Origin of the sequence: Sphingomonas sp. R1 (assembly GCF_025960285.1) — a bacterium.
Taxonomy (GTDB): domain Bacteria; phylum Pseudomonadota; class Alphaproteobacteria; order Sphingomonadales; family Sphingomonadaceae; genus Sphingomonas.
The window spans coordinates 522,605-547,595 of record NZ_CP110111.1 but is presented as its reverse complement, the minus strand read 5'-3'; the positions used below and the strand labels follow the sequence as shown (position 1 = coordinate 547,595).

The 24,991-nt window shown below is 68.2% G+C and carries 24 protein-coding genes; 17 read left to right on the top strand and 7 right to left on the bottom strand.

Going from position 1 to position 24,991, the window contains the following annotated elements; all coding sequences use genetic code 11:
- Window positions 1-49: 49 nt before the first annotated feature.
- From cobT to pncB, 14 genes are all read left to right on the top strand, one after another.
- The gene (gene cobT / locus OIM94_RS02660) at window positions 50-1,093 is read left to right on the top strand and encodes a nicotinate-nucleotide--dimethylbenzimidazole phosphoribosyltransferase (RefSeq protein WP_264608591.1); all 1,044 of its coding nucleotides are present in this window, start codon (window positions 50-52) and stop codon (window positions 1,091-1,093) included.
- The gene (locus OIM94_RS02655) at window positions 1,090-1,656 is read left to right on the top strand and encodes a histidine phosphatase family protein (protein WP_264608590.1); all 567 of its coding nucleotides are present in this window, start codon (window positions 1,090-1,092) and stop codon (window positions 1,654-1,656) included. The genes cobT and OIM94_RS02655 overlap by 4 nt, the downstream gene beginning before the upstream one ends.
- Complete coding sequence (gene cobS / locus OIM94_RS02650; protein ID WP_264608589.1) at window positions 1,653-2,375, top strand: adenosylcobinamide-GDP ribazoletransferase; 723 nt, start codon at window positions 1,653-1,655, stop codon at window positions 2,373-2,375. Before OIM94_RS02655 ends, cobS begins: the two co-directional genes overlap by 4 nt.
- Entirely contained in the window at window positions 2,372-3,349 is a 978-nt protein-coding gene (locus tag OIM94_RS02645; RefSeq protein WP_264608588.1) for an aminotransferase class I/II-fold pyridoxal phosphate-dependent enzyme, read from the top strand. The genes cobS and OIM94_RS02645 overlap by 4 nt, the downstream gene beginning before the upstream one ends.
- Window positions 3,342-4,274 (top strand): adenosylcobinamide-phosphate synthase CbiB, encoded by a 933-nt coding sequence (cbiB, locus tag OIM94_RS02640; protein WP_264608587.1) that lies wholly within the window; start codon window positions 3,342-3,344, stop codon window positions 4,272-4,274. Before OIM94_RS02645 ends, cbiB begins: the two co-directional genes overlap by 8 nt.
- On the top strand, window positions 4,262-5,719 hold the full coding sequence (locus OIM94_RS02635; RefSeq protein WP_264608586.1) for a cobyric acid synthase: 1,458 nt from the start codon (window positions 4,262-4,264) through the stop codon (window positions 5,717-5,719). Before cbiB ends, OIM94_RS02635 begins: the two co-directional genes overlap by 13 nt.
- Window positions 5,716-6,222 (top strand): bifunctional adenosylcobinamide kinase/adenosylcobinamide-phosphate guanylyltransferase, encoded by a 507-nt coding sequence (cobU, locus tag OIM94_RS02630; RefSeq protein ID WP_264608585.1) that lies wholly within the window; start codon window positions 5,716-5,718, stop codon window positions 6,220-6,222. Before OIM94_RS02635 ends, cobU begins: the two co-directional genes overlap by 4 nt.
- 68 nt (window positions 6,223-6,290) lie before the next feature.
- Window positions 6,291-7,469, top strand: coding sequence for a dipeptidase (locus OIM94_RS02625; protein ID WP_264608584.1), 1,179 nt, complete (start codon window positions 6,291-6,293; stop codon window positions 7,467-7,469).
- A 108-nt stretch (window positions 7,470-7,577) separates the two neighbouring features.
- Window positions 7,578-7,988 (top strand): MarR family winged helix-turn-helix transcriptional regulator, encoded by a 411-nt coding sequence (locus OIM94_RS02620; RefSeq protein ID WP_264608583.1) that lies wholly within the window; start codon window positions 7,578-7,580, stop codon window positions 7,986-7,988.
- Window positions 7,985-10,030 (top strand): FUSC family protein, encoded by a 2,046-nt coding sequence (locus OIM94_RS02615; RefSeq protein WP_264608582.1) that lies wholly within the window; start codon window positions 7,985-7,987, stop codon window positions 10,028-10,030. Before OIM94_RS02620 ends, OIM94_RS02615 begins: the two co-directional genes overlap by 4 nt.
- A complete protein-coding gene (locus tag OIM94_RS02610) occupies window positions 10,027-10,242 on the top strand; it encodes a DUF1656 domain-containing protein (protein ID WP_264608581.1) in 216 nt (71 codons plus the stop codon). Before OIM94_RS02615 ends, OIM94_RS02610 begins: the two co-directional genes overlap by 4 nt.
- Complete coding sequence (locus OIM94_RS02605) at window positions 10,239-11,150, top strand: efflux RND transporter periplasmic adaptor subunit (protein ID WP_264608580.1); 912 nt, start codon at window positions 10,239-10,241, stop codon at window positions 11,148-11,150. Before OIM94_RS02610 ends, OIM94_RS02605 begins: the two co-directional genes overlap by 4 nt.
- Window positions 11,150-12,547 (top strand): efflux transporter outer membrane subunit, encoded by a 1,398-nt coding sequence (locus OIM94_RS02600; RefSeq protein ID WP_264608579.1) that lies wholly within the window; start codon window positions 11,150-11,152, stop codon window positions 12,545-12,547. Before OIM94_RS02605 ends, OIM94_RS02600 begins: the two co-directional genes overlap by 1 nt.
- Before the next feature lie 9 nt (window positions 12,548-12,556).
- Window positions 12,557-13,861, top strand: coding sequence for a nicotinate phosphoribosyltransferase (pncB, locus tag OIM94_RS02595; protein WP_264608578.1), 1,305 nt, complete (start codon window positions 12,557-12,559; stop codon window positions 13,859-13,861).
- 54 nt (window positions 13,862-13,915) lie between these two features.
- Here the strand turns inward: pncB and OIM94_RS02590 are convergent, their stop codons facing one another.
- The 3 genes from OIM94_RS02590 to OIM94_RS02580 all read right to left on the bottom strand — a co-directional run bounded on the left by OIM94_RS02590 (window position 13,916) and on the right by OIM94_RS02580 (window position 17,671).
- Window positions 13,916-14,914 (bottom strand): DUF2332 domain-containing protein, encoded by a 999-nt coding sequence (locus OIM94_RS02590; RefSeq protein WP_264608577.1) that lies wholly within the window; start codon window positions 14,912-14,914, stop codon window positions 13,916-13,918.
- Window positions 14,915-15,063: 149 nt separating this feature from the next.
- A complete protein-coding gene (locus OIM94_RS02585; RefSeq protein WP_264608576.1) occupies window positions 15,064-16,917 on the bottom strand; it encodes a methyl-accepting chemotaxis protein in 1,854 nt (617 codons plus the stop codon).
- A 514-nt stretch (window positions 16,918-17,431) separates the two neighbouring features.
- Window positions 17,432-17,671, bottom strand: coding sequence for a hypothetical protein (locus OIM94_RS02580; protein ID WP_264608575.1), 240 nt, complete (start codon window positions 17,669-17,671; stop codon window positions 17,432-17,434).
- Between the two features lie 98 nt (window positions 17,672-17,769).
- On the opposite strand from OIM94_RS02580, the gene OIM94_RS02575 reads away from it, so the two are divergent.
- On the top strand, window positions 17,770-18,924 hold the full coding sequence (locus OIM94_RS02575; RefSeq protein ID WP_264608574.1) for an aminotransferase: 1,155 nt from the start codon (window positions 17,770-17,772) through the stop codon (window positions 18,922-18,924).
- Between the two features lie 4 nt (window positions 18,925-18,928).
- On the opposite strand, the gene mtnA is transcribed toward OIM94_RS02575, so the two are convergent.
- Genes mtnA through OIM94_RS02555 form a run of 4 tightly spaced genes read right to left on the bottom strand, consistent with a single transcriptional unit; the run spans window position 18,929 to window position 21,796 of the window.
- Complete coding sequence (gene mtnA, locus OIM94_RS02570; RefSeq protein WP_264608573.1) at window positions 18,929-19,975, bottom strand: S-methyl-5-thioribose-1-phosphate isomerase; 1,047 nt, start codon at window positions 19,973-19,975, stop codon at window positions 18,929-18,931.
- The gene (mtnC, locus tag OIM94_RS02565) at window positions 19,972-20,604 is read right to left on the bottom strand and encodes an acireductone synthase (RefSeq protein ID WP_264608572.1); all 633 of its coding nucleotides are present in this window, start codon (window positions 20,602-20,604) and stop codon (window positions 19,972-19,974) included. Before mtnC ends, mtnA begins: the two co-directional genes overlap by 4 nt.
- 20 nt (window positions 20,605-20,624) lie before the next feature.
- Entirely contained in the window at window positions 20,625-21,173 is a 549-nt protein-coding gene (locus tag OIM94_RS02560; protein ID WP_264608571.1) for a 1,2-dihydroxy-3-keto-5-methylthiopentene dioxygenase, read from the bottom strand.
- A complete protein-coding gene (locus OIM94_RS02555; protein ID WP_264608570.1) occupies window positions 21,170-21,796 on the bottom strand; it encodes a methylthioribulose 1-phosphate dehydratase in 627 nt (208 codons plus the stop codon). The genes OIM94_RS02560 and OIM94_RS02555 overlap by 4 nt, the downstream gene beginning before the upstream one ends.
- A 288-nt stretch (window positions 21,797-22,084) precedes the next feature.
- On the opposite strand from OIM94_RS02555, the gene OIM94_RS02550 reads away from it, so the two are divergent.
- Window positions 22,085-22,798, top strand: a complete 714-nt coding sequence (locus OIM94_RS02550; RefSeq protein ID WP_264608569.1) for a murein L,D-transpeptidase catalytic domain family protein — start codon at window positions 22,085-22,087, stop codon at window positions 22,796-22,798.
- A gap of 139 nt (window positions 22,799-22,937) precedes the next feature.
- The gene (locus tag OIM94_RS02545) at window positions 22,938-24,989 is read left to right on the top strand and encodes an NAD(+) synthase (protein ID WP_264608568.1); all 2,052 of its coding nucleotides are present in this window, start codon (window positions 22,938-22,940) and stop codon (window positions 24,987-24,989) included.
- Window positions 24,990-24,991 lie beyond the last annotated feature (2 nt).

Below are 24,991 nucleotides of genomic sequence, written 5' to 3'. Positions count from 1 at the left end.
CCGGGCGCGCATCCGCACGCCCGGCGCGTATCTGTTGCTGGAGCCGGAAATGCCATTGCCTGACGCGTCCTTCCCCGATCATCTCTTCGCCGATCCGGCTACGTTCGACGCGGCGCTTGCGCATCTCCCGTCTCCCGACCAGGCCAGCATCGACGCCGCGCGCACGCGGCAGCAACAACTCACCAAGCCGACGGGATCGCTCGGGCGGCTGGAGGATATCGCGATTTTCCTGGCCGGGTGGCAGCGGCGGGACCGGCCTGCGCTGGACCGCGCCAAGGCGGTCGTGTTCGCCGGCAACCACGGCGTCGCCGCCCAGGGCGTCAGCGCCTTTCCGCCGGCAGTGACCGCGCAGATGGTCGCCAATTTCGCGGCGGGCGGCGCCGCGATCAACGCGCTCACCGGCGCGATCGGGATGCCGTTGGAGGTGATCGCGCTCGACCTGGCGCATCCGACCGCCGACTTCACCGCGGCCCCCGCATTAACCGAGGCAGAATGCCTCGCCGCCCTCCGGCAGGGCGCCGCGGTGGTCACGCCGGACACCGACCTGCTGCTGCTGGGTGAGATGGGGATCGCCAACTCCACCGCCGCCGCCGCCCTGTGCCTGCGCAGCTATGGCGGCGAGGCCGGCGACTGGGTGGGCCCGGGCACCGGGCTGGATGGCGAAGGGATCAGCCGGAAAGCGGGGGTGATCGCGCGGGCGATCGCCTATCATGACGATGCGCCCCGAACGCCGTTCGAGACGCTCCGTCGGGTCGGCGGCCGCGAGCTTGCCGCGATCGCGGGGGCCGTGCTTGCCGCGCGCCATGCCGGCGTGCCGGTGCTCCTCGACGGGTTCATCTGCTGCTCGGCGATCGCGCCGCTTGCCGCCGCGGTGCCGGCCATCGTCGACCATTGCATCGCCGGCCATTGCTCCGCCGAGCCGGGCCATGCCCGGCTGCTTGCCCGGCTTGGCCTCGACCCGCTGCTCCGGCTGAACATGCGCCTGGGGGAAGCAAGCGGCGCGGCGGTAGCGGCGGCGGTCGTGCGATCGGCGCTGGCCGCACATGACGGCATGGCGACCTTTGCCGAGGCGGGCGTCGCCGGCGGCGCATGAGCGGGATCGACATCCACCTGCTCCGCCACGGCATCACCGATGCCGAAGGCCGGCTGATCGGCCGCAGCGATGCCGCGCCGCTGCCCGAGGGCGTGGACGCGTGCATCCGCAATGGGGCCCAGGTGCCGGTGGAGGCACTGGTCCATTCCGGCCTCGCCCGCGCGCGGGTGCCGGCCGAGCGCATCGCCGCTGGGGCCGGCCTCGTCGCGCGGCAGGACGCGCGGTGGCGCGAACTCGACTTCGGCGCATGGGACGGCATGCGGTTCGATGCGATCGACGCACCGGCGCTGGCGGCCTTCCAGGCCGATCCCGCCAGACACGTCCCCCCGGGCGGCGAGGGATGGCCCGAACTGGTCGCGCGGGTCCGTGCCGCGCTGGCCGATATCGATCGCCCGACGCTGGTCGTCACGCATGGCGGGGCCATGCGCGCGGCGATCGCCGGCCTCTGCGCGATCGACTTCCCCCAGCTTTGGAATATCGCCCTGCCCCACGCCGCGCTGCTCAGCCTGCGCGTCTGGCCTGGCACGCCACGTATCGGCCAGATCATCGGATTGGTTACATGAAAGAGTTTCTCCTCGCCCTCCAGTTTCTCACCCGGCTGCCGCTGCCGCCGGTCGCCGCCGACGGTGCGGCCTTCGCCCGCTCGATGCGCTGGTTCCCCGCGGCGGGGCTGGTGATCGGGCTTGCGGTGCTGGGCGCGGCTTGGCTGGGGCTGCAGCTCGATCCCTGGAGCGGCGCGATGGCCGCGCTGGCGGTATGGGTCGGCATCACCGGTGCCCTGCATTTGGACGGCCTGGCCGATCTGGCCGATGCGAGCGGCGCAATCCACAAGGGACCGGAGCGGCTGCGCGAGGTGCTGGCCGATCCGCATGTCGGCAGCTTCGGCGTGGTGGCGATCGCGCTGCAGCTGCTCGCCAAGCTGGTACTCCTCCACGCCCTGCTGACCGGCGCCGGCTGGTGGACGCTGCTGTTCGTTCCTGCCGCCGCCCGGCTGGGGCCGCTGCTATGGAGCTGGTGGCTGCCGCCGCTGCACGAAGGGCTCGCCAGCCGCTTCCGACATGCGATCCGCCCGGCCGACCTGATCGTCTGGGCGGTGCTGCTCGCCTTCGCCGCCGCGATTGCGGCGCCGGCGCTGATCGCCGCCCCGCTGCTGATCGCCGCCTGGGGCTGGCGGGTTCGCCGCTCGCTGGGCGGCATTTCCGGCGACGGGCACGGCGCCGGGATCGAACTGGTCGAAACCGGCTTGCTGCTCGCGCTCGTGATCGCGCCGCATTTCGGATGAGCGATCCGCTGCTGCACCATGGTGGCAATCTCGCAGCCGCGCGTGCCCGCTTCGGCGACGGGGACTGGCTTGACCTTTCGACCGGCATCAATCCCGTGCCATGGCAGATCCCGGAAGACCTTCGGCCGGACCTCGGCGTCCTTCCGGCGCCCGACGCGCTTGCAGCGCTGGAGGCGGCGGCAGCGGCGCATTTCGGCGTCGCGCCCGCGCAGCTCTGCGCCGTGCCGGGAAGCGAGATGGGCCTGCGGCTGCTCGGCATGTTGCTCGGCGGTCGCGCGTGCCATGTCGTTCCCGGCTACCGTACGCACGGCGCCGTCTTCGCAGACAGTATGCCGATCGCAGCAGGGGAACCGGTGCCCGGCAACGCCACGCTGATCTTCGCCAACCCCGGCAACCCGTGCGGCACGCTGCACAGCAGGGGCGACATCCAGGCGCTGCTCCACAGCCGCACCCTCGCCGGCGGCTGGCTCGTGGTGGACGAAGCATTCGCCGATCCGCACCCGTCGGCGAGCGTCGCGCCGCTCGTCGACGACCGACGCCGGCTGATCGTGTTCCGCTCGTTCGGCAAGTTCTTCGGGCTCGCCGGGCTACGGCTCGGTTTCGTGCTCGGCCCGCGATCGGTGCTGTCGCGCTATCGCCGGGTGCTGGGAGACTGGCCGATCGACACCACCGCGCTGGCCATCGCCACCGCCGCCTATCGGGACGGACCCTGGATCGACGCGGTACGGATCGCCCTGCCCCAACGCGCCGCCGCGCTGGACGGCGTGCTTGTCGCGCATGGCCTCGAGCCGTCGGGGCGTTCGCCGCTGTTCCGGCTGATCGAACACGACTCAGCCCCCATGATGTTCGACCGGCTTGCCCGCGCCCACATCCTTGTCCGCCCGTTCGACTATGCCCCGCGCTGGCTCCGGTTCGGAATACCGAACGGCGAGGACGCGTTGCGACGTCTGGACGAGGCGCTGGGCAATGTCTGAGCCGGTGGCGCTTGTCGCGCTGGCGCTGGAAGCGGCAATCGGCTGGCCCGCCTGGCTCTATGCCCGGATCGGCCATCCGGTGGGCGCCTTCGCGCGGCTCATCGCCACCTGCGAACAGCGCTGGAACCGGGACGATTGGCCGGACGCGCGCAGGCGCATCCTGGGCGTGGCAACGCTACTACTCCTGGCATTGCTGGCCGGGGCCGCCGGATGGGAAATCCAGCGCATCGCGGCGCGGTTGCCGCACGGGTGGCTGCTGCTCTCGCTCGCCGCCTTTCCGGGGCTTGCCCAACGCAGCCTCTATCTGCACGTCCGCCCGGTCGCGACGGCGCTTGCCCGGCGTGATCTGGCGGCTGCGCGCACCTCGGTGGGCTACATCGTCGGGCGGGATACCGCGCGGCTCGACGCCGCCGGCGTCGCCCGTGCAGCAATCGAGAGCCTTGCCGAGAGCTTTTGCGACGGGATCGTCTCGCCGCTGCTCTGGCTGCTCGTCGGCGGGCTGCCGGGGCTGTGGATCTACAAGGCGATCAACACCGCGGACAGCCTGATCGGCCACCGCGAGGCCCGCTGGCGGGCGTTCGGCTGGGCCTCTGCAAGGACGGACGACCTGCTGAACCTCGCCCCCGCCCGCCTCTCCGGTCTGCTGCTCTGCCTCTGCGCCGGGCGTGGATGGCGAACGATGCTGCGGGATGCGCGCAGGCATGCCTCCCCCAATGCCGGCTGGCCGGAGGCGGCGATGGCAGGCGCGCTCGGCCTGCGGCTTGCCGGCCCGATTGCCTATGACGGGGTGGTGCAGGCCAAGCCCTGGATCGGCGACGGCCGCGTCGATGCAGATGCGTCCGACATCCGCCGGGGCCTTGCCCTCTATCTGCGCGCCTGCGGGCTGCTATGGCTCATCGCCGGAGGGGTCGCATGGGCGCTTTGATGTTGCAGGGCACGGGGTCGGATGTCGGCAAGTCGGTGCTGGTCGCCGGCCTGTGCCGGGCACTCACCAATCGCGGCCTGCGCGTCCGGCCGTTCAAGCCGCAGAACATGTCGAACAACGCGGCTGTGACCGAAGATGGCGGCGAGATCGGCCGCGCCCAGGCGCTGCAGGCGCTCGCCTGCCGAGTGGCGCCGCACACCGACATGAACCCGGTACTGCTCAAGCCCCAGGCCGACCGCACCTCGCAGCTGGTGGTGAACGGCAAGGTGCGCGGGACGCTGCATGCAGGCAATTTCCGCGAGGCGCGCCGGCCGCTGCTCGGCGAGGTGCTGGCAAGCTACCGCCGCCTTGCCGCCGCGTGCGACCTGGTGCTGGTGGAAGGCGCGGGATCGCCCGCCGAGATCAACCTGCGGGCCGGCGACATCGCGAACATGGGCTTTGCCCGCGCCGAGAATGTACCCGTTTTGCTGGTCGGCGATATCGATCGCGGCGGGGTGATCGCGGCGGTGGTCGGCACCCGCGCGGTGCTGGCCCCCGACGACGCCGCGATGATCCGCGGCTTCCTGATCAACAAATTTCGCGGCGATCCTGCGCTCTTCGCGGATGGCTATGCCCAGATCGAGGAACGTGCCGGCTGGCGCGGCTACGGACTGATCCCCTGGCTGCGGGATGCAGCCCGGCTGCCCAGCGAGGACGCGGTGGTATTGGAGCGGCGTGGCCCCACTCGTGAGGGCCGTATTGTTATCGCCTGCCCGATGCTGCCGCGCATCGCCAATTTCGACGATCTCGATCCGCTGAAACTCGAACCCGGGGTGTCGCTGGCGATGATCCCCCCGGGTCAGCCGCTGCCGGGGGATGCCGCACTGGTGATCCTGCCGGGATCCAAGGCGACCATCGCCGACCTTGCGGCGTTTCGCGAACAGGGTTGGGACATTGATCTGCTCGCCCATCACCGCCGCGGCGGCGCGGTGCTGGGAATCTGCGGCGGCTATCAGATGCTCGGCCGCACCATCGCCGATCCGGAGGGCATCGAGGGACCGCCCGGCGCCGTACCGGGTCTGGGCCTCCTTGAGGTCGAGACGGTGATGACGCGGGACAAGGCGCTCCGCCCGGTACAGGGAACCGCGCTTGGCGCGGCCATCAGAGGCTATGAAATGCACATGGGCGTCACCACCGGTCGCGATACCGCGCGCCCCTTCGCGGCGCTGGAGAATGGTCCGGACGGTGCGCTGGCAGCGGACGGGCGCGTGTTCGGCACCTATCTGCACGGCCTGTTCACCAGCACGGAGCTTCGCCGCGCACTGCTCGCCCGCATCGGGATCACCTCTGCCGGGACGGACTATGCCGCGTCCGTCGACGCAGCGCTCGATGCCATCGCCGCCGAACTCGAAGCCCATGTCGATATACCCGCGCTGATTGCGCTTTCACGGGAGGCCCGGTCGTGACCCGCTTGCTCGTCCTCGGCGGTGCCCGCTCGGGCAAGAGCCGATACGCCCAGGCGCGGGCCGAAGCGCTCGACGGAGATCTCGTCTACATCGCCACCGCCCAGCCTCTCGACGATGAAATGGAGGACCGCATCGCCCGTCACCGCGCCGATCGCGGGGCGCGCTGGTCGACGCTGGACGTGCCGCTCGATCTGACCGCCGCCATTCGCGCGCAGGCCGCCCCCGGCCGCGTGCTGCTGGTCGATTGCCTGACGCTGTGGACCTCGAACCTGATGTTCGCCGAGCGAGACCTGGACGCGGAGACGGAGGCACTTGCCTCCGCGGTCGCCGAGGCGCGCGGTCCCCTGATCCTGGTCGCCAACGAAGTCGGGCTCGGCATCGTCCCGGACAATGCGCTGGCCCGCCGCTTTCGCGACGCTGCCGGCCGCATCAATCAGTCGGTCGCGGCGGCCGCAAACGAAGTCCAGTTTCTCGCTGCAGGACTGCCGCTGCGGCTCAAATGAAGGGCGATTGACGCGGTGCGACATCCCGGCGACGCTGGCAGCAAAGCACCAGCGCCGGGAGTGCCGCCATGAAGACCATCCTCGCCCTTCCCCTTCTGCTCGGGCTGGCGCCGGACGACACCGTACCGATCCGCGACCGGCTGCTGCACGACCAGTTGCTGGTGCTCGACACGCATCTCGACACGCCCGAATTCTTCGAGCATCCGGGATGGGATTTCGCCCGCTGGCACGATCGCGCGTTCGACGGCAGCCAGATCGATATCCCCCGCATGGAGCAGGGCGGGCTCGATGGGGGATTCTTCGTCATCTATACGCCCCAGGGTCCCTTGACGCCGGATGGCTATGCAACTGCGCGCAATGCCGCGCTGACCCGCGCCACGTGGATCCAGCGCGTCGTCGCTGCCCATCCGGACAAGCTGGAGATGGCGACCACGCCCGCCGATGCGCGTCGCATCGCCGCCAGCGGCAAGCGCATTGTGTTCCAGAGCATCGAGAACAGCTATCCTCTCGGCGAGGACTTGAGCCTGCTCCGCCACTTCCGCGACCTGGGCGTACGGCTGGCCGGGCCCGTCCATTTCCGCAACAACCAGTTTGCCGACAGCGCGACCGACACGCCCAAATGGCACGGCTTCAGCCCGCTGGGGAAACAATGGGTGGCGGAAATGAACCGTCTTGGTCTGGTGATCGACGTCAGCCACGCCTCGGACGACGTGTTCGATCAGGCGTTGATGCTGTCGAAAGTACCGATCCTGGCCTCCCACTCCGGGCCCAAGGCGATGTTCGACCATCCGCGCAACCTGGATGATGACCGCATGCGCAAGCTCGCTGCGGCCGGGGGCGTGCTGCAAATCAACAGCCTGTACCTGACGCCGTCGGTCCGTGATCCGGCGCGGGAGAAACTCGCCGAGCGCCAGCGGCGATGGTGGGTCCTCACCCCCACCGAGCAACGCGCCCTGATCGCCGAAAGGGCCGCCCTCCCCTCGGCGACCGACGGCGCAGACTTCGAGCTGTTCATGCAAAGCCTGCTGCATGCCATCCGGGTGATGGGCGTGGAGCATGTCGGCATCGGCGCGGACTGGGACGGCGGCGGCGGCGTCCGCGGCATGGAGGACATCACCGCGCTTCCCAAGATCACTGCCCGGTTGCGCAAGGAGGGCTATTCGGACGCCGACATCGCCAAGATCTGGGGCGGGAATGCGCTGCGCGTCCTCCAAGCCGCCGAGGACTGGGCGGCAGCCCAAAAATAGGGATGCGAACGTTCACCGCCATGCAGGGCTTGACCTAGTTAGTTAGCGTACTAACTAACGTCCGTAATGACCGACCGGCAATCCCTTGAGCGCGCACTCGCGACGCGCATGAGCCCTGTTTCGCGTGCATGGCAGCGCCTTGCGGACACCACGCTCGCGTCGCTCGGCATCTCCAGCTCCACCGGCTGGGCGCTCGTATACCTCCAGCGGCTCGGCGACAGTGCGCGCCAGGCGGACCTTGCGCGGGCCGTGGGGGTGACCGAAGCCTCGCTGGTCCGCACCCTTCACGCGTTGGAGGATGCGGGACTGGTCGTACGCGCCGTCGACAAACGCGATCGCCGCGCGAACCTGCTTCAGCTCACGCCGGAAGGTGTTTCGCACGCGTCACGGATCGACCGCCGGCTCGCAGCGTTGCGCAGCGAGTTGCTCGATGGGGTGAGCGACGGGGAACTGGAGACTACCTTGCGCGTGCTCGATACCCTGGCGGCGAAACTGGCCGATCGGCGGGCACAGCCATGACCGATCGCTGGGGCATCGACGCCGCAGTCTTCTCACTGAAGTCGTACGCGGCGGGCATGCTCGCCATCTATCTGGCGCTATCGATCGGGCTCGACCGGCCCTATTGGTCGTTCCTCACCGCCTATATCGTCGCCCAGCCGCTGGCCGGCGCCGTGCTTTCCAAGGCCCTGTTCCGGATCATCGGCACCGTCGTCGGTGCAGGCGCTGCCGTGATCATGGTGCCCGCATTGATCAACGCGCCCGAGTTGCTCGTCCTGGCGATTTCAGCGTGGCTCGCATTGTGCGTATTCGTCTCGTTGCTGGATCGGACACCGCGCTCCTACATGTTCGTCCTGGCCGGATACAGCGCGGTGCTGATCGTGCTCCCCAGCGTCGATTCGCCGGGCACGATCTTTACGGTGGCGAGCCTGCGCGTGCAGGAAATCACGCTGGGCATCCTGTGCGGCAGCCTGGTGCATGGCGTGGTCTTCCCCCGTTCGGTCGCCGCCTTTCTGCTGACCCGCGTATCGACCATCCTCAAGGACGCCGAGCGCTGGTCGCACGACTCGCTCGCGCTGGAGCCGGTGCCCGGGGTGGATGGCGAGCGCCGTCGCCTCGCGGCCGACATTACCGAGCTGCACCAGCTCTCGATCCACCTGCCCTACGAGACCGCCCGCACCGCCCCTCGTGTCCGCACCGTCCGCGCCTTGCAGGACCAGCTTTCGCTGCTGATGCCGCTCGGGGCTGCCGTCGACGACCGGACGGTCCGGCTGCAGGCGCATGGCGGACTGCCGCCTGAAGTGGCAACGCTGCTCACCGATACCCAAGCCTGGCTGAAGACGCTCGAGCGGGATCGCGCCGAACGCGCCGCCGACGCCGCCGTGCTGGAAGCCCGCTGCGCCGCCCTCGAACCGGACGTCCACAAAGGGAGTTCGTGGCACGATCTGCTGCTGCTCAGCCTGCTCTCGCGCCTCTCTGCGCTGATCGGCGCGCATCGCGACTGCCGGGAACTCGCCGAACAGCTAGCTACGCTCGATCGGCGCCCCGTGACACCCCGCGTCGCCGAATTGCTCGAGGGCCGGCGGGGACGTGAAGCGCATGTCGATTGGGTCGGCGCGGCACGCGGCGCGCTCGGCGCGTTTCTAACGCTCGCCATCGGCTCCGCGATCTGGATCTCCAGCGGCTGGTCGGACGGCTCGACCGCGGTCATGCTTGCCGGAGTGTTCCTGGCCCTGTTCGCGGCGGCCCCCGATCCGCTGCTGCCCCTCCGCTCCTTCTTCTGGGGAACGCTGATCGCAACCATTCTGGGCGCCATCTATGGCTATGCGATCATGCCCCGGCTCGACGGTTTCGGACAGCTCGCCGCCGCGATGGCACCGCCGCTGCTGATCCTGGGCGCCATGATGCATTCGCCCAAATGGATGGGCATCGCACTGCCGACGCTGCTCGGGCTCGGTAGCCCGCTGCTGATCGCGGCCAAATACACCAGCGCCTTTGCCAGCTTCGTCAACGGCGCGATCGCGCAGCTGATGGGCGTCGCCTTCGCGATCCTGATGGCGCGGCTCCTGCAATCCGCGGGCATCGACCAGGCGATCCGCCGGACGCTCAAGGCCGGCTGGGCCGACATCGCCGAGCGCAGCAACCTGATGACCCCACCCGACGTGCGCGGCTGGATCAATCGGATGCTGGACCGGATCGCGCTGCTTGCCCCGCGTCTGGCGCTCAGTGGCCGATCGCCGGGCAAACCGCTCTACGACGCGCTGCGCGACCTGCGCACCGGTGTCGCGATCGGCGAGTTGCGCGCGCTACGGCTGGAATTGCCCGTCGAGCGTGCCGCCCCGCTCACAGACGTATTGCGTGACGTGGGCACCTATTATCGCCGCCTGGAGCCCGAGGTGGAGAAGCCCGAGGATCCCGCGCTGCTCGCCCATATCGATACGGCCCTCCACACCATCGCCGCGGATCCCGACCCGGGCGTTCGCCGCGCGGGTGCGCTGGGCTTGCTGAGCCTGCGCCGCAATCTGTTCCCGGATGCCGATCCCTTGCCGGAGGCTGCGCTGTGACCGGAGAAATCTCCATCGACGGGGTCTTTGTCCCCACGCTGCTGCTCCTCGGGGTCGTCGCGATGCTGCTGACGATGCTGCTCGCCCGCCTGTTCAACGCCTTCGGCCTGTACCGCTTCGTTGCGTATCGCGCGCTTGTCGATCTGTGCCTGTTCGTCCTTCTGCTCGGCCTGCTTGCCTGGGCCACGCCTTCGATCGGATTCCACCCATGAAACGCTACCTTCCCGCCCTTGGCCGCAGTGCCGCAACGATCGTCATCGTGATCGTCGCCGCCGTCGTCGCGTTGTGGTTGTGGCAGCATTATGCGCGGAGCCCCTGGACCCGCGACGGGCGCGTGCGCGCCGATGTGGTACGCGTGACCCCGGATATCGGTGGGCTGGTGACGGCGGTTGCGGTGCACGACAACCAGCAGGTGAAGGCCGGCGATCTGCTCTTCGTGATCGACCGGCCGCGCTATGCGCTGGCGCTGGCTCAGGCCCGAGCCAGCGTGGAAAGCGCGCGGGCCACGCTCAACCAGGCGCAGCGGGAGGCCCGGCGCGACTTGGCGCTCGGCAATCTCGTCGCGGCAGAAACGCACGAGCAGAATGTAGCCCGGGTCGCCACCGCCCAGGCAGCGCTCGCCCAGGCACTTACGTCGGTCGAAAGCGCCGAACTCAACGTCTCGCGCACGCAGGTGAAAGCATCGGTCAACGGCACCGTGACCAACCTCGATCTGCACCCGGGCGACTATGTCGCCGCCGGGTCCCAGGCGATGGCGCTGGTCGACGCCGACAGCCTGCGCGTCGAGGGCTATTTCGAGGAAACGAAGCTGCCCAGCATCCGGATCGGTGCGCCGGTGACGGTGGAACTGATGGGCGAACCGCGGCTGCTCCACGGGGTGGTCGAGAGCATCGCCGCCGGCATCAACGACACGACCCGCAGCAACGCCGGCAACCTGCTCCCCAATGTCGACCCGACCTTCACCTGGGTGCGCCTCGCCCAGCGCATTCCGGTGCGGGTGAAGCTGACCCGGGTGCCCGCCGATCTCCGCCTGATTGCCGGCCGCACCGCAACGGTGACGATCCAGCCTGACGCGGCCGTGCAGCCGGCCCCGACCCCTTCCGCGCAGGCGAAGCGATAATGCGGCGCCTTCCCTTCCTCGCCGCGCTCGCGCTGATCGCCGGCTGCACGCACGCCGGGCCGGACTATCACCCCCCCGTCTCCGGCCCGGCCAACGCACCGGCGGCGACGGGCGCCTTCCGGTCGGCGCAGAACAAGGCATTCACGGACGCACCCCTGCCCGATCACTGGTGGCGGCTCTATGCCGACGCGCGGCTGGACGCGCTGGTCGAGCAGGCGCTCGCCGCCAATGCCGATCTGCGCGCCGCCGATGCCAATCTACGCCGCGCCGAAGCCATTGTCCGCCAGACCGAGGCGACGCGGCAGCCGACTACCGACCTGTCCGGCGGCGGCACGCTGGCCCGTCCGTCCGGTACCGGAGCGACCCTGCCCGGCACGCTCGGCTATGATCTCGGCATTGCGGTTGGCTATCCGCTCGACGTGCGCGGCAAGATCGCCCGCGCGATCGAAGCAAGCCTCGCCGATCGCGATGCCGTCGCCGCCGCACGCGATGCGGTGCGGGTCAGCGTCGCCGCGGCCACCGCGCGCGCCTATGCCGATATCTGTGCCGCCAATTTCCGGTTGGCGACCACCCAGCGAATCGTCAGCCTGCAGCGCCAGACCTTCTCCGCAACCCAGCGGCTCCAGCGTGCAGGCCGCGGCACCGCCTTCGATGTTACCCGCGCCCAGGCAGCGGTGCAGACGAGTGAGGCCAACCTCCCGATCTTCGCTGCCCAGCGCCGCGCCGGGCTCTACACGCTCGCCGCGCTGCTCGGCCGCCCCGCCGCCGACTATCCGCGTGAGATCGAAAGCTGCGCTGCCCTGCCCGTGCTGCCGCGGCCGATGCCGGTGGGTGACGGCGCCGCGATGCTCCGCCGCCGGCCGGACATCCGCCAGGCCGAGCGCACCATCGCCGGCGACACCGCCCGGATCGGCGTCGCCACCGCCGATCTCTACCCGCAGATCAGCCTGGGCGGCTCGGCTGGCCTGAGCGGCGCGCTCGACAAGCTGGGAAGTCCGACGTCCTTCGGGTTCAGCCTCGGGCCGCTGATCAGCTGGAGTTTCCCGAACCGCCCTGCGGTGCGCGCGCGGATCGATGCGGCGAGCGCGCAGGTGGATGCGGACCTCGCCAACTTCGACTCCACCGTGCTCAGCGCGCTGCGCGATACCGAGACGGCGCTGGAGACCTATGCGCGGGACCGCGACCAGGCCGAGGCGCTCCGCCGCGCCCGCGACAGCGCCGCTATCGCTGCAGATCAGGCAGGCCGCCTGTTCCGCTTCGGCCGCAGCGATTTCCTGTCGCTGCTCTCCGCCCAGAGTAGTCTGGCGCAGGCCGAAGCCAGCTATGCGACGGCACAGGCCAAGCTGCCCGACGACCAGATCGCGATCTTCCTCGCGCTCGGCGGCGGCTGGGAATAAGAACAGTCCATGACCTTCACCGACATTGCGAGCCGGACCTACAACCACAATTTCCGGCTCGACCCGATCGTCCGCAGCCTGCTCGATACCGATTTCTACAAGCTGCTGATGCTGCAGATGATCCGGCAGCGGAACCCGCATACGCAGGTCACCTTCTCGCTGATCAACCGCACCAAAACGGTGCGGCTGGCCGAGGTGATCGACGAAGCGGAACTCCGCGCCCAGCTCGATCATGCACGCTCGCTGCGCTTCACGAAGAAGGAGCTGATCTGGCTCGCCGGCAACAGCTTCTACGGCAAGACCCAGATGTTCGCGCCGGATTTCATCGCCTGGCTCGCCGATTTCCGGCTGCCGGCCTACGAGCTGGAACGGCATGACGGTCAGTTCTCGCTCCACTTCCACGGCTCCTGGACCCATACGACCATGTGGGAGATCCCGGCGCTGACCATCGTCAACGAGCTCCGCTCGCGCGCGGCGATGCGCGGGCGGGACCGGTTCGCGCTCGACGTGCTTTATGCCCGTGCCAAGGCCAAGCTGTGGGACAAGGTCGAACGGTTGCGCAGCCTGCCCGACCTGGTCCTCTCGGACTTCGGCACCCGCCGCCGCCATGGCTTCCTCTGGCAGCGCTGGTGCGTGGAGGCGCTGAAGGAAGGGCTCGGCCACCGCTTCATCGGCACCTCCAACGTGCTGCTGGCCATGGACGCGGACCTGGAGGCGATCGGCACCAACGCCCATGAGCTGCCGATGGTGGAGGCGGCGCTTTCGACCGACGATGCGAGCCTCGCCGACGCACCTTATCGCGTGCTCGAACAATGGCGCGCCCATTATGGCGGCAACCTCCTGATTGCGCTGCCCGACGCCTTCGGCACCACCTCCTTCCTCGCCCGTGCGCCCGATTGGGTGGCGGATTGGACGGGCTTCCGCCCTGACAGCGCGCCCCCTATCCCCGGCGGCGAACAGATCCTGCGCTGGTGGCAGGACCATGGCCGCGACCCGCGCGAGAAGCTCCTGATCTTCTCGGACGGCATGGACGTGGAATCGATCGAGGCGACCTATCGCCACTTCAACGGCCGTGTGCGGATGAGCTTCGGCTGGGGCACCAACCTTACCAACGATTTCCGCGGCTGCGATCCCGTTGGCGAGGGCGGGCTGGAGCCGATCTCGCTGGTCTGCAAGGTGGTGGCCGCGAACGGCCGCCCGGCGGTCAAGCTTTCGGACAATCCCGCCAAGGCGACCGGCGAGCCGGCCGAAATCGATCGCTATCTGCGCGTGTTCGGGACCGCCGGCCGCGCCGAACACGCTGTGCAGGTTTAGCGACTTTTTTCCGCATTTTCCGGGCCGGTGCCCGTGCCGGCACGTCGAAAATGCTTAGCCCCGCCACTCCACCGAATTGCCATAGGGGTGACAGACTGCCAGCACGCGACGCTCCTCCCCGCCCGGGAACCAGCTGAGCGACAGCCGCACTTCGCTGCGCGTCTCGGTCCACTCGAAGCCGACCCAGGCCAGCGGTCGCTCGGGCGTGGCATATTGGCCAGCGTCGCGGATCATTGCCACCACCGCGGCGCGATCACGCGGCGGCAGATATTGCAGCACCATCGAGTGCATGACGACGCGGCACACGCCTTCCGCCTGCGGCGCCGCGAGCTGGCGCGCAAGCCATTCGGAGGCATCGCCCTGCTCGAGCTGCGGTTTGTGGCGGCGTGCCATTGCCAGCGCCTGCTCCAGCCGGTGCAGCCGCAGCGGCTGATCGGCGAAGATATAGGCCATCAGCCGTTCGCAGGTCGCGGGGTCGCCGGCATCCAGCGGATGCAGGTCGACGCCCTTGGCCGACACCACGTCCAGCGGCGCAGGCTTCGGCGCCGGCCCATGCCAGTCGGGCGCTACCTGCACCGGCGAATGCCGGTCTCCGGCAAGCACTCCGCCCAGGTCGAACCCGTAGCGCCCCAGATTGAGATTGAGGCCGCAGCTCGATCCGATCTCCAGCAGCTCGAACGGCAGGCCGAAGCGGCGCCGAACCTGCATCAGCGCGGCGACCAAGGCGCCCGACCGGCCGACCTCGTTGGTCTGCGGGGTGCGGCGCAGGAAGCCTGCGATGAGATCGTCCTCGGCCGCCAGCGCGTCACCGATCGCGCCATCGAAATCGTCATGTTCGTGGCGGTAGAGCGCTGCCAGCGCGGGCGGGTTGCCCCGCCTGGCGAGGAAGTGGAGCGCGGCGTTGAACCGCATTGCCAGCGCCGCCGAGGCGGCATCCCCTTCCCAGTTGGCAATCACCGCCTGGCTGTGAGGCCCGCGTGCCAGCTGCCGGAGCCCGGCGGCAAGCACGTCCCCCACGAACGGCGACCCCAGTTCGCCCGACACCCGTGCCATGCGGGCAAGTTCCGCCAATCCCGTCCGGGCCGATACCATTGTCATTATACTAATCCCGGGCAGAGGCCGATGTATCGGATCTTCTTGCCGGGGACCGTTCGATTCGCAATCCGATCGAACGGCCAATCCCGGGGCCTTGAGCAGGTTGATCAGAAGCTCTGCCAATCGTCATCCGCGCTGCTGTTGCGGACAAGTGCGGAGACGGCTGCCGCCGGCAGCGGCTTCACATGACCGCTGTTGAACCGCGAGGATGCCACCCGCGCCGCGGGCGCAGCCATGCCGTTGCCGACGTTGAAGCGGCTTGCCTGCTCCGAAAGGACCGACACTTCGCTCGCCAGGTTGCGCGCCGCCGCCGAGGTTTCCTCGACCATCGCGGCATTCTGCTGCGTCGACTGGTCCATCGCGCCAAGGGCAGCGCTGATCTCGGTGACGGCGCTCGACTGCGCATGGTTGTCGGATGCCATGTTGCCGAGCAGCTGGTGGACTTCGCCCACGCCCGCCGAGATGTCGGCAAGCGCGCCGTCCACCCGCTGCACTGCCTGCACCGCCGTGACGATATCGCTCTGCGTGGCGGTCAGCTGATCGCGCGCGCGTCCGGCCTCTTCCTCGGCGCGCATCGCCAATGCCGAGACGAGGTCGGCGACCACCGCGAAGCCGCGACCGGCCTCACCTGCACGCCCTGCCTCGACGGCGGCGTTCATCGCGAGAACGCGGGTCTGGAAGGCGATCTTGTCGAGGCCTTCGATGACGCTGTCGATGCCCTTGGCGCTTTCGGAGACGCGGGTCATCGCCTGCACGGCTTCGTCCGCGGTCGACCGGCCATTGTCGACGGTCGACATCGTGCCGTCGGCACGCTCCACCGTCTGGCCGGCGGCCGACGCGGTCGCCTTCAGGCGCTGGTCCATCTGGGTGACGGCAGCGGCAGTCTCTTCGAGGCTGGCGGCATTGGCCTCTGTGCGGCGCGCGAGATCTTCGCTCGCCTGGGCGATCTCGTTCGAGCCGGTGCGGATCGACGTGGTTGCCTCGATCACCGAGGAGATCAGTTCGCGCAGGCTCGACAGGGCGTTGTTGAAGTTGGTCTTCACCACGCTGTATTCGCCGGGGAAATGTGCGGTGATCTGCGCGGTCAGGTTGCCCTGCGCCAGCTCGGCGAGATGGTTCGAGACGGTTTCCACGACCATCTTCTGCGCGGCTTCGGCCTCGGCGCTGGCCGCATCCGAAGCGGACTTCGCAACCGCGGCGTCGCGGAACACCAGCACGGCGCGGGCCATGTCACCCAGTTCGTCGCCGCGCGCCGTGGCGGGCACGTCGATATTGTTGCGGCCGGCAGCAAGGTCCGCCATCGAGCGGGTGAGCTGGCTGATCGGGCGGGCGATGATGCGGCTGAGCGTCACGGCCAGGCCGATGGCGATGCCGATGAGTGCGATGGCGCCGATGATCAGCACCTGGGTCGCGGTCGCGATCGCGCCTTCCTGGCGCGCGCCGTTCTTCTCGATGGCTTCGGCCTGCGCATCCTTGATCGCGCGCAGCGGCAGCACTGCGGCGGAGACCAGCACCGACTTGCCGGCGGTGCGAACCTCGGCCTGGGCGGAATCCCGCCGGCCTGCCTTGACCTCGGCGATGAGGCGGTCGCCCCACTTCTCGCGCCATGACAATGTCTCGGCGCGCGACTTGCGCAGTGCCTCGAGCAGCGCCGGATCGGTCAGCAGCTTTTCGAGTTCGGCCGAGGTCTCGTCATATTCCGAGCGGCCCTCGTCGTACGACTTCAGATAGGTGGGATCGGCGGTGACGAGAAACCCGCGAAGCTGGCTGTTCTGCCGCAGCAATGCGGTTTCCAGCGTCAGCGTCTTGGAGTGGATCTCCTGGCTGAGATTGTTCTGGTCGGTGACCGAGCGGATCATCGAGATGTTCATGAAGAACACGATCATCACGATCGCTGCCGATGCGCAGATCAGCAGGAACGAAAGTGCGAGCTTCCTCGGAATTTTCATCGATGCAATCATTTCTGGTCTTTCCGATACCTTCTGGCGCGCCCCGACACGTTGCTTTCGATCGCGGCGTGCGCTCGCGCCGGATCGATTGCCGAGGAGTGGAACAATGGCTGGATCACGCGCGGAAGCCGCGGCAGGCGCAAACGCGCGCAGCGGCGTCTGTCGCCGCTCCGCTACGCTTCGTCCTGCCCTGCAACCGATCTCGCGTGCGCATGCCTAACCCAATCCCGGCCTGTGGTTGATGGCATTATAGGAACAATACCTTACCGAGCGGTCACCGTGCGCAGAAACAGTCCAGCGGAGAAACACCTAGGTTTCCCGGTCTTTAACCTTCTCTTCAGGAAGTAGCGGGCGCGCGCGCGGCGCAGCGTGCCAGACGTTGCGGAAGGAACCGCTGCCAGCCGGCCGCGCGATGCTTGCATTCAGCGGCACCGGATCGTCGAGCGCGGACCGTCTTGATCGCGATTATGGGGCGGATCGGGTCACGATCCGCTCCGCCCCCAAGAATGGTTTGAATAGGGTCGGCTTACTTGCGGTCCTTGCGGCCACCCTTCCAGTAGAGCAGCCCGGCCACGATTGCGGCCGATCCAATGCCGATCGCGGCCCCCATGCCGATCTGGCGGCTGCTCGGCCCGCGACGCTTCGCTGCGGCGGCCTGCTCCTTGGCGACGGCGATGGCCTCCCCCTCACCGGCGGCGTCGTGCGGCGCCTCGGCGATCGGATAGGGCGATTGGGAGTCGGCGGGCACGGGCGGTGTCTTGCTCATGAGATTCCTTCGATTACGCGGCCAGGGACCGGCATCGTCATGCGGCGAAGCGACACCGGCTTGCAAGGCGCAACCACTCTCCGCAATAGCGATCCGCGATGAACCCGATCTATTCTTCGATGGGCACCACCATCTTCGAGGCCATGTCCGCCAGGGCGCGGGCGAACGGCGCGATCAACCTGGGCCAGGGCTTTGCCGACGGCCGGGGGCCGGAGGCGGTGCTGGAGGCCGGCGCTCGCGCGTTGCTGGAGCGCTCCAACCAATATCCCCCGATGGCGGGCCTGCCCGAGTTGCGCCAGGCGATCGCGGACCATTATGCCCGTCATCAGGCGCTGAACCTTACGGCGGAGGAAGTGATCGTCACCTCCGGCGCGACCGAAGCACTCGCGGCCGCGCTGCTCGCCCTGATCGAGCCGGGCGACGAGGTGTTGTGCTTCCAGCCGCTCTACGATGCCTATGTCCCGCTGATCCGCCGCGCCGGCGGCATCCCCCGCTTCGTGCGGCTCAGCCCGCCCGAATGGCGGATCGAGCGTGCGGCGCTGGAAGCCGCCGTGACACCGAAGACCCGGCTGATCCTGCTCAACAACCCGCTGAACCCGGCCGCGACGATGACCAGTGCCGAGGATCTGGCCATGCTCGCCGAATTTTGCGTGGCCCGGGACCTGACCGCGATCTGTGACGAGGTCTGGGAGCAGGTAACCTTCGATGGTGCCCGCCATCTGCCGCTGATCGGCTTTCCGGGGATGCGCGAGCGTACGGTCAAGATCGGCAGCGCCGGCAAGCTGTTCGCCCTCACCGGGTTCAAGGTCGGCTGGATGTGCGCGGCACCGGCGCTGGCCCGCGTGCTGGCCAAGGCGCACCAGTTCCTCACCTTCACCACGCCGCCCAACCTGCAATGGGCGATCGCCGAAGGGCTGGCGAGCCAGGATGCGTGGATCCACGACGCGCGCGTCCGCTTCCAGGCCGGCCGCGACCGGCTGGCCGCCGGCCTTCGCGCAGCGGGATTTGCGGTGCTACCCAGCGCCGCCACCTATTTCCTCTCCGTCGACCTGACTGCCTCGGGGATCGCGATGGACGATGTGACCTTCAGCGAACGACTGGTGGACGAGGCCAGGGTCGCGACAATTCCGGTCTCGGCCTTCTATGCGGAAGACCCGGTGACCAATGTCGTGCGCTTCTGCTTCGTCAAGGAAGACGCCGTGCTGGACGAGGCGATCACGCGGGTGACAGCGTGGCGCGAGGGGATCGCCTGACCGCTCAGATGCGGTCGAGCACCCCCCGCTCGGTGATGTACCCGGTCACCAGCCGCGCCGGCGTGACGTCGAACGCCGGGTTGAGGGCCGGCGAGTCCGTCACGCGGATCGTCGTCATCCTGCCCGCCTCGTCCGGACCGGTGAGCCGCGTCAGCTCTTCGGCCGAGCGCCCCTCGATCGGAATGTCGGCCCCGCTGGCCGTTGCCGGATCGAAGGTGGTGTAGGGCAGCGCGACGTAGAAGGGCACGCCATTGTCATGCGCCGCGAGCGCCTTCAGATAGGTGCCGATCTTGTTGCAGACATCGCCATTTGCGGTCACGCGGTCGGTGCCGACGATCACCGCGTCGACCTGCCCCTGCATCATCAACAGGCCGCCGGCATTGTCGGCGATGACCGTGTGCGGGACGCCGTGGTTGCGAAGCTCGAACGCGGTGAGCAGCGCCCCCTGGTTGCGCGGCCGCGTCTCGTCGACCCAGACGTGCACCGGGATGCCCGCGTCATGGGCAAGATAGATCGGCGCGGTCGCGGTTCCATAGTCCACCGTCGCCAGCCAGCCGGCGTTGCAATGGGTGAGGATCTGCACCGGCCGATCGGGATTTCGCGCGTGGAGATCGCGCAGCAGGCTCAGGCCGTGCGCGCCGATCGCGCGGCACAGCTCGGCATCCTCGTCGCAGATCGCATCGGCACGGGCGAAGGCCGCACCCGCACGCTCGGTCGGTGCAAGCCCGGCCACCGCCGCGCGGACCTGATCCAGTGCCCAGCGCAGGTTGATCGCGGTGGGCCGCGTCTCGACCAGCGTGGCATAGGCGGCATCCAGCCCGGCATCGCTCGCATCGACCGCCAGCGCCATCGCCAGCCCATAGGCGGCCGTCGCGCCGATCATCGGCGCGCCCCGCGTCCACATCTCGCGGATTGCCACCGCCGCGGAATCAAGATCGCGCAGTTCCACCCAGCGGACCTCCCAGGGGAGCTGACGTTGATCTAGAATGCGGATGCCGCGCCCGTCCGCGGTACGGGCGATGGAGCGGGTGTGCTGGTCTTCCAGGATCACAGACGTATCTCCGCAAGCGAATGGATGTCGGCGGGGCCGCCGGCGCGATCGATCAGCAGCGCGCCAAGCCCAGCAGATCGCGCTGCATCGACTTCAGCCTGCACATCCGAGACGAAAAGGATATGTTCAGGATTACAGCCGGTTGCGACCGCAATCTTCCCATAGCTCTCCGCTTCGCGCTTCGGTCCGGTGGTGGTGTCGAAATAGCCGGTGAGCATCGGCGTGAGATCGCCGTCGATCGAATGGCCGAAGATCAGCTTCTGCGCCGCGACCGAGCCGGAGGAGTAGATGTAGATCGCCACGCCGGCCGTGTACCAACGGCGGAGCGCCTCCGGCGTGTCGGGATAGACATGGCCCTTGAGCGTGCCATCGGCATAGCCCTGCGCCCAGATCAGCCCCTGCAAAGTCTTGAGCGGCGTCGCCTTGCGATCCTCGTCGATCCAGTCGAGCAGCGTGGCAATCTTGTCGTCGCCCGGCACCTCGGCGAGGATCGGCGCGACCTCCTCAGAATGCGTCTCAACATACCGTGCCAGTTGACTGGCCGCGTAGGGGAACAAGACATCCGCGACAAAGGCGATGCTGCTGGTAGTCCCCTCGATGTCGAGCAGGACGGCCTTGGGCTGGGTCATGGTATCTCTCGATGCGCGTGTCAGGCGACGACAGGCTCGTGACGCGGAAAGCGATCGGCAATGGCATCGCCGGTGAACTGCGCAATCCAGCCGTCCGGGTTGGTGAACAGGCGGATTGCGGCGAAACGCGGTGTCGGTCCCATGTCGAACCAATGCGGCGTGCCGGCGGGAACCGAGATCAGATCCCCTTCCTCGCAGAGAACCGCATACACGCGATTATTGAGATGGAGTGTGAACAGCCCCTGCCCTTCGACGAAGAAACGCACCTCGTCCTCGGCATGGCGATGTTCGGACAGGAACTTGCGGCGCAGCGCATCCTTGTCGGGATGATCGGGCACCATGCGGATGACGTCGACCGAATGATATCCATGCTCCGCCTTCAGCCGCTCGACTTCGGGCGCGAACGCGGCGAGCACCGCCGCCGGGTCGGCGTCGACGGGAATGGGCCGCGACGGCCAGCGCTCGAAGCGAACGCCGTGGATCGCCAGTTCCTCGGCGATCGTCACGGGGTCGCGCGTGTCGAGCAGCGGCATGCCGGCGCTTTCCGCGAAGATTCGAAGCTGGCTCATCGTACCCCTGCCTGTCTGAAACTGGCCTCCGCACGCTCTGCGGCGATCATCCATTCGGTCGCCTCGAGCACGCGCTCGGCTTCCTCGACATCCTTGCCCCAGGCATAAAGCCCATGGCTCCGGATCAGATACGCCGGAATGGCATCGGGAGCCAGCAGCGCCGGGGCGATGGCAGCCTGAAGGACCGCCATGTCCTGGCTATTGTCGACGATGGGGAGCCGCACCGCCGCATCGTGCGTGCCATGCCCGGGATAGGCCTTGAGCATCTCGTGGCCCGAAAAGGTCCAGGCCTCCGCACGCGTGGCGCGGCTGAGCCCCACCGCATCGGGTGAATGGCCGTGCAGCACGGCGCCGGTTTCGGGAAACAGTCGATAGAGTGCCAGGTGCAGATCGGTTTCTGCCGATGGTTTGCCCGGCGTGAGCGGCTGACCGTCGAGGTCGACCCGCATGATCCCCTCCGGCGTCAGACGGCCCTTGTGGCGCCCGGAGACGGTCAGCGCGATGCTGCCGTCGTCCAGCCGCGCCGAATAGTTGCCCGAGGTCGCCGGCGCCCAGCCGCGGGCATCGAGACGACGACCCACCGCGATCAGGGCCGCTACAGCCTGTTCAAAGGACGTGCTCATGTGCCGCCTCTAGCGCTTCGCAGGCGCGGCGCGACAGGCATTTTTTCACTGCGCGAACAGAGAAACGCTATGCCCGCACTGCGGCGCGATTCGTGCCAGTCGCGTAAGGCCGCGACGTAGCATCCGTCCCGAAACGGCATGACAGATCGGTGAACCGGGCAACGGGCACGGCGAAACGCGCCAATTCGCGGCTCTGGCAAGCGCATCGTTAACGCTGCTTCTGCTATACGGTTGCCAAGGCAAGACAGAAATTTGCGGGCGCAGAACAACATCATGAAGTCTGAGGCTATGATTCAATCACGCCGGGCGCTGCTGAAGTCGGCACTGGTGATGGCGAGCGGCGCGGCGGTTTCGGCCTGCGCATCGCGTACGATCGGCACGACGATGGCCGCCGCGCCCGCCGCTCCGGTACCGCCGCGCATCCAGCCGGCGCACGCCTCGACGCTGGGGGAAGCCCCCAAGGTCGCCGCGCAGGCCCGGATCGTTCCGGAGGGCATCCGCCCGGATCTGTTCAGGCGCGCCACGGCGGCGCTCGACCGGCACTCGATGAAGGTCGACACCCACGACCGCATCGCCATCGCCGACTTCTCGAAGCCCTCGTCCGAGGCGCGCTTTTTCCTGGTGAACATGGGTACCGGTGAGGTGGAGCCGCTGATGGTCGCGCACGGCATCGGCTCCGATCCCGGACATACCGGCGTGCTGCAGCGCTTCTCCAACCAAATCAACTCGGAAGCGACCTGCGAGGGCGCATTCCTGACCGCCGACTATTATGTCGGCAAGCACGGCGATTCGCAGCGGCTGATCGGTCTCGACCCGACCAACAACAACGCGCTTGCGCGCGCGATCGTGATCCATTCCGCCTGGTATGCCAATCCGGACATGATTTCGAAGCACGGCAAGCTCGGCCGTAGCCAGGGTTGCTTCGCGGTCGGCGAGCGCCAGCTCGCAAAGGTGTTCGAGCGCCTGGGGCCGGGCCGAATGATCTACGCGGCCAAGGCGTAAGGCGAGGTCTCTCGGCCGGGAAACGCACGCCAAATTCCGAGGATCGGTGCGTCACCGGGTAGGCCTGAGTACGCGGCTGCCGGATCAAACCCGCCCCCGCGGGGTTGGCAGGCCATGGTCCCCGGCATAGGACAGCACCATGGCCGATCCGCATCCGTTCTACGCGCTCCACCGTCATGGGATGATCCGGGCGGGTGTCTGCACGCCCATCGGCACGGTGGCCGATCCCGCCGCGAACGCCCGCGCCACGATCGCGCTCGCCCGGCAAGGCGATGCCGGTGGCGCCGACATCCTCGTCTTCCCGGAACTGAACATCACCAGCTACGCGATCGATGACCTGCACCTGCAGGACGCGATCCTCGCGGCGACCCAAGCGGGCATCGCCGCGATTGTGGAGGCGAGCCGTGCGCTCAAGCCGGTGTTGCTGGTCGGCGCCGCACTGGTGCGGAACGGCCGTCTCTACAACTGCGCCGTTGCCATCGCGCGCGGCCGCATCCTCGGCGTGGTGCCCAAGACCTATCTGCCCAATTACCGCGAATATTACGAGAAGCGCTGGTTCGCGTCAGGCGCAGGCCTGCGCGATCTCGACATCACCGTCGCCGGCCAGACGGTGCCGTTCGGCCCCGACCTGGTTTTCGCGGCCGACGACCTGCCCGACTTCGTCTTCCATATCGAGATTTGCGAGGACTATTGGGCGCCCCAGCCCCCTTCCACCGAAGGCGCGATGGCCGGCGCGCTGGTGTTGTGCAATCTCTCCGCCTCCAATATCGTGATCGGCAAGGGCCGCGAGCGCGAATTGCTCTGCGCCTCGCAGAGTTCGCGAACGATCTCCGCCTATCTCTATTCGGCCTCCGGACCGGGCGAGAGCACGACGGACCTCGCCTGGGACGGGCAGGGACTGATCTACGAGTTCGGCGAGAAGCTGGCCGGATCGCATCGCTTCGAGCTGGCCGATGCCATCACCTATGCCGATCTCGATCTTGAACGGTTGCGGCTCGAGCGGATGCGCGATGGGACCTTCAACGACAATGCCCGCAACGCGGGGCATCCGGAGACCCGCGTTCGTCGCATCGGGTTCCGGCACGAACCGGACTATGCCGACCGCGGCCTGATCCGCCCCATCCGCCGCTTCCCCTTCGTCCCCAACGCACCGGCCGCGCTGGAGGAGGATTGCTATGAAGCGTTCAACATCCAGGTGGAGGGCCTGCGACAGCGGCTTGCCACGACGAAGAGCAAATCGCTGGTCATCGGCATCTCGGGCGGGCTGGATTCCACCCATGCGCTGATCGTCGCCGCCAAGGCGATGGACCGGCTGGGCCGCCCGCGCACCGACATACGCGGCTACACCATGCCCGGCTTCGCGACGAGCGAGGGCACGAAGTCCAACGCGTGGGCGCTGATGCGCGCGATCGGGATTACCGCGGCGGAAATCGACATCCGACCCACCGCCCGGCAGATGCTGGCAGATATCGGCCACCCCTTTGCGGGAGGCGAGCCGGTCTACGACATCACCTTCGAGAATGTGCAGGCCGGCCTGCGCACCGACTATCTGTTCCGCCTCGCCAACCAGAACCAGGGCTTCGTGCTCGGCACCGGCGATCTTTCCGAGCTCGCGCTAGGCTGGTGCACCTATGGCGTCGGTGACCAGATGAGCCATTATGGCGTCAATGCCGGCGTGCCCAAGACGCTGATCCAGTATCTGATCCGCTGGAGCGTCGACAGCGGCCAGTTCGATGGCGAGGCGGCGACCGTGCTGCTGTCGATCCTGGATACCGAGATCTCGCCCGAGCTGGTCCCCGCCGATGCCGAGGGAAGGATGCAGAGCACCCAGGACCGGATCGGGCCCTATGAACTGCACGACTTCTTCCTGCACCATGTTGCACGCTTCGGATTGAAGCCGTCCAAGGTCGCATTCCTCGCCTGGCATGCCTGGAAGGATGCCGAGGCAGGGCTGTGGCCGATCGGCTTCCCCGAGGCCGGCCGCAACCAGTATGACCTGCCGACACTCGCCAAATGGCTGGAGGCGTTCCTGTTCCGCTTCTTCCAGACCAGCCAGTTCAAGCGCTCCGCACTGCCCAACGGCCCGAAGGTCTCGGGCGCGGCGGCGCTCAGCCCTCGCGGCGATTGGCGGGCGCCCTCGGACAGCGTGGCAACGACCTGGATCGAGGAACTGCGCGCCGCCCTGCCCTGATC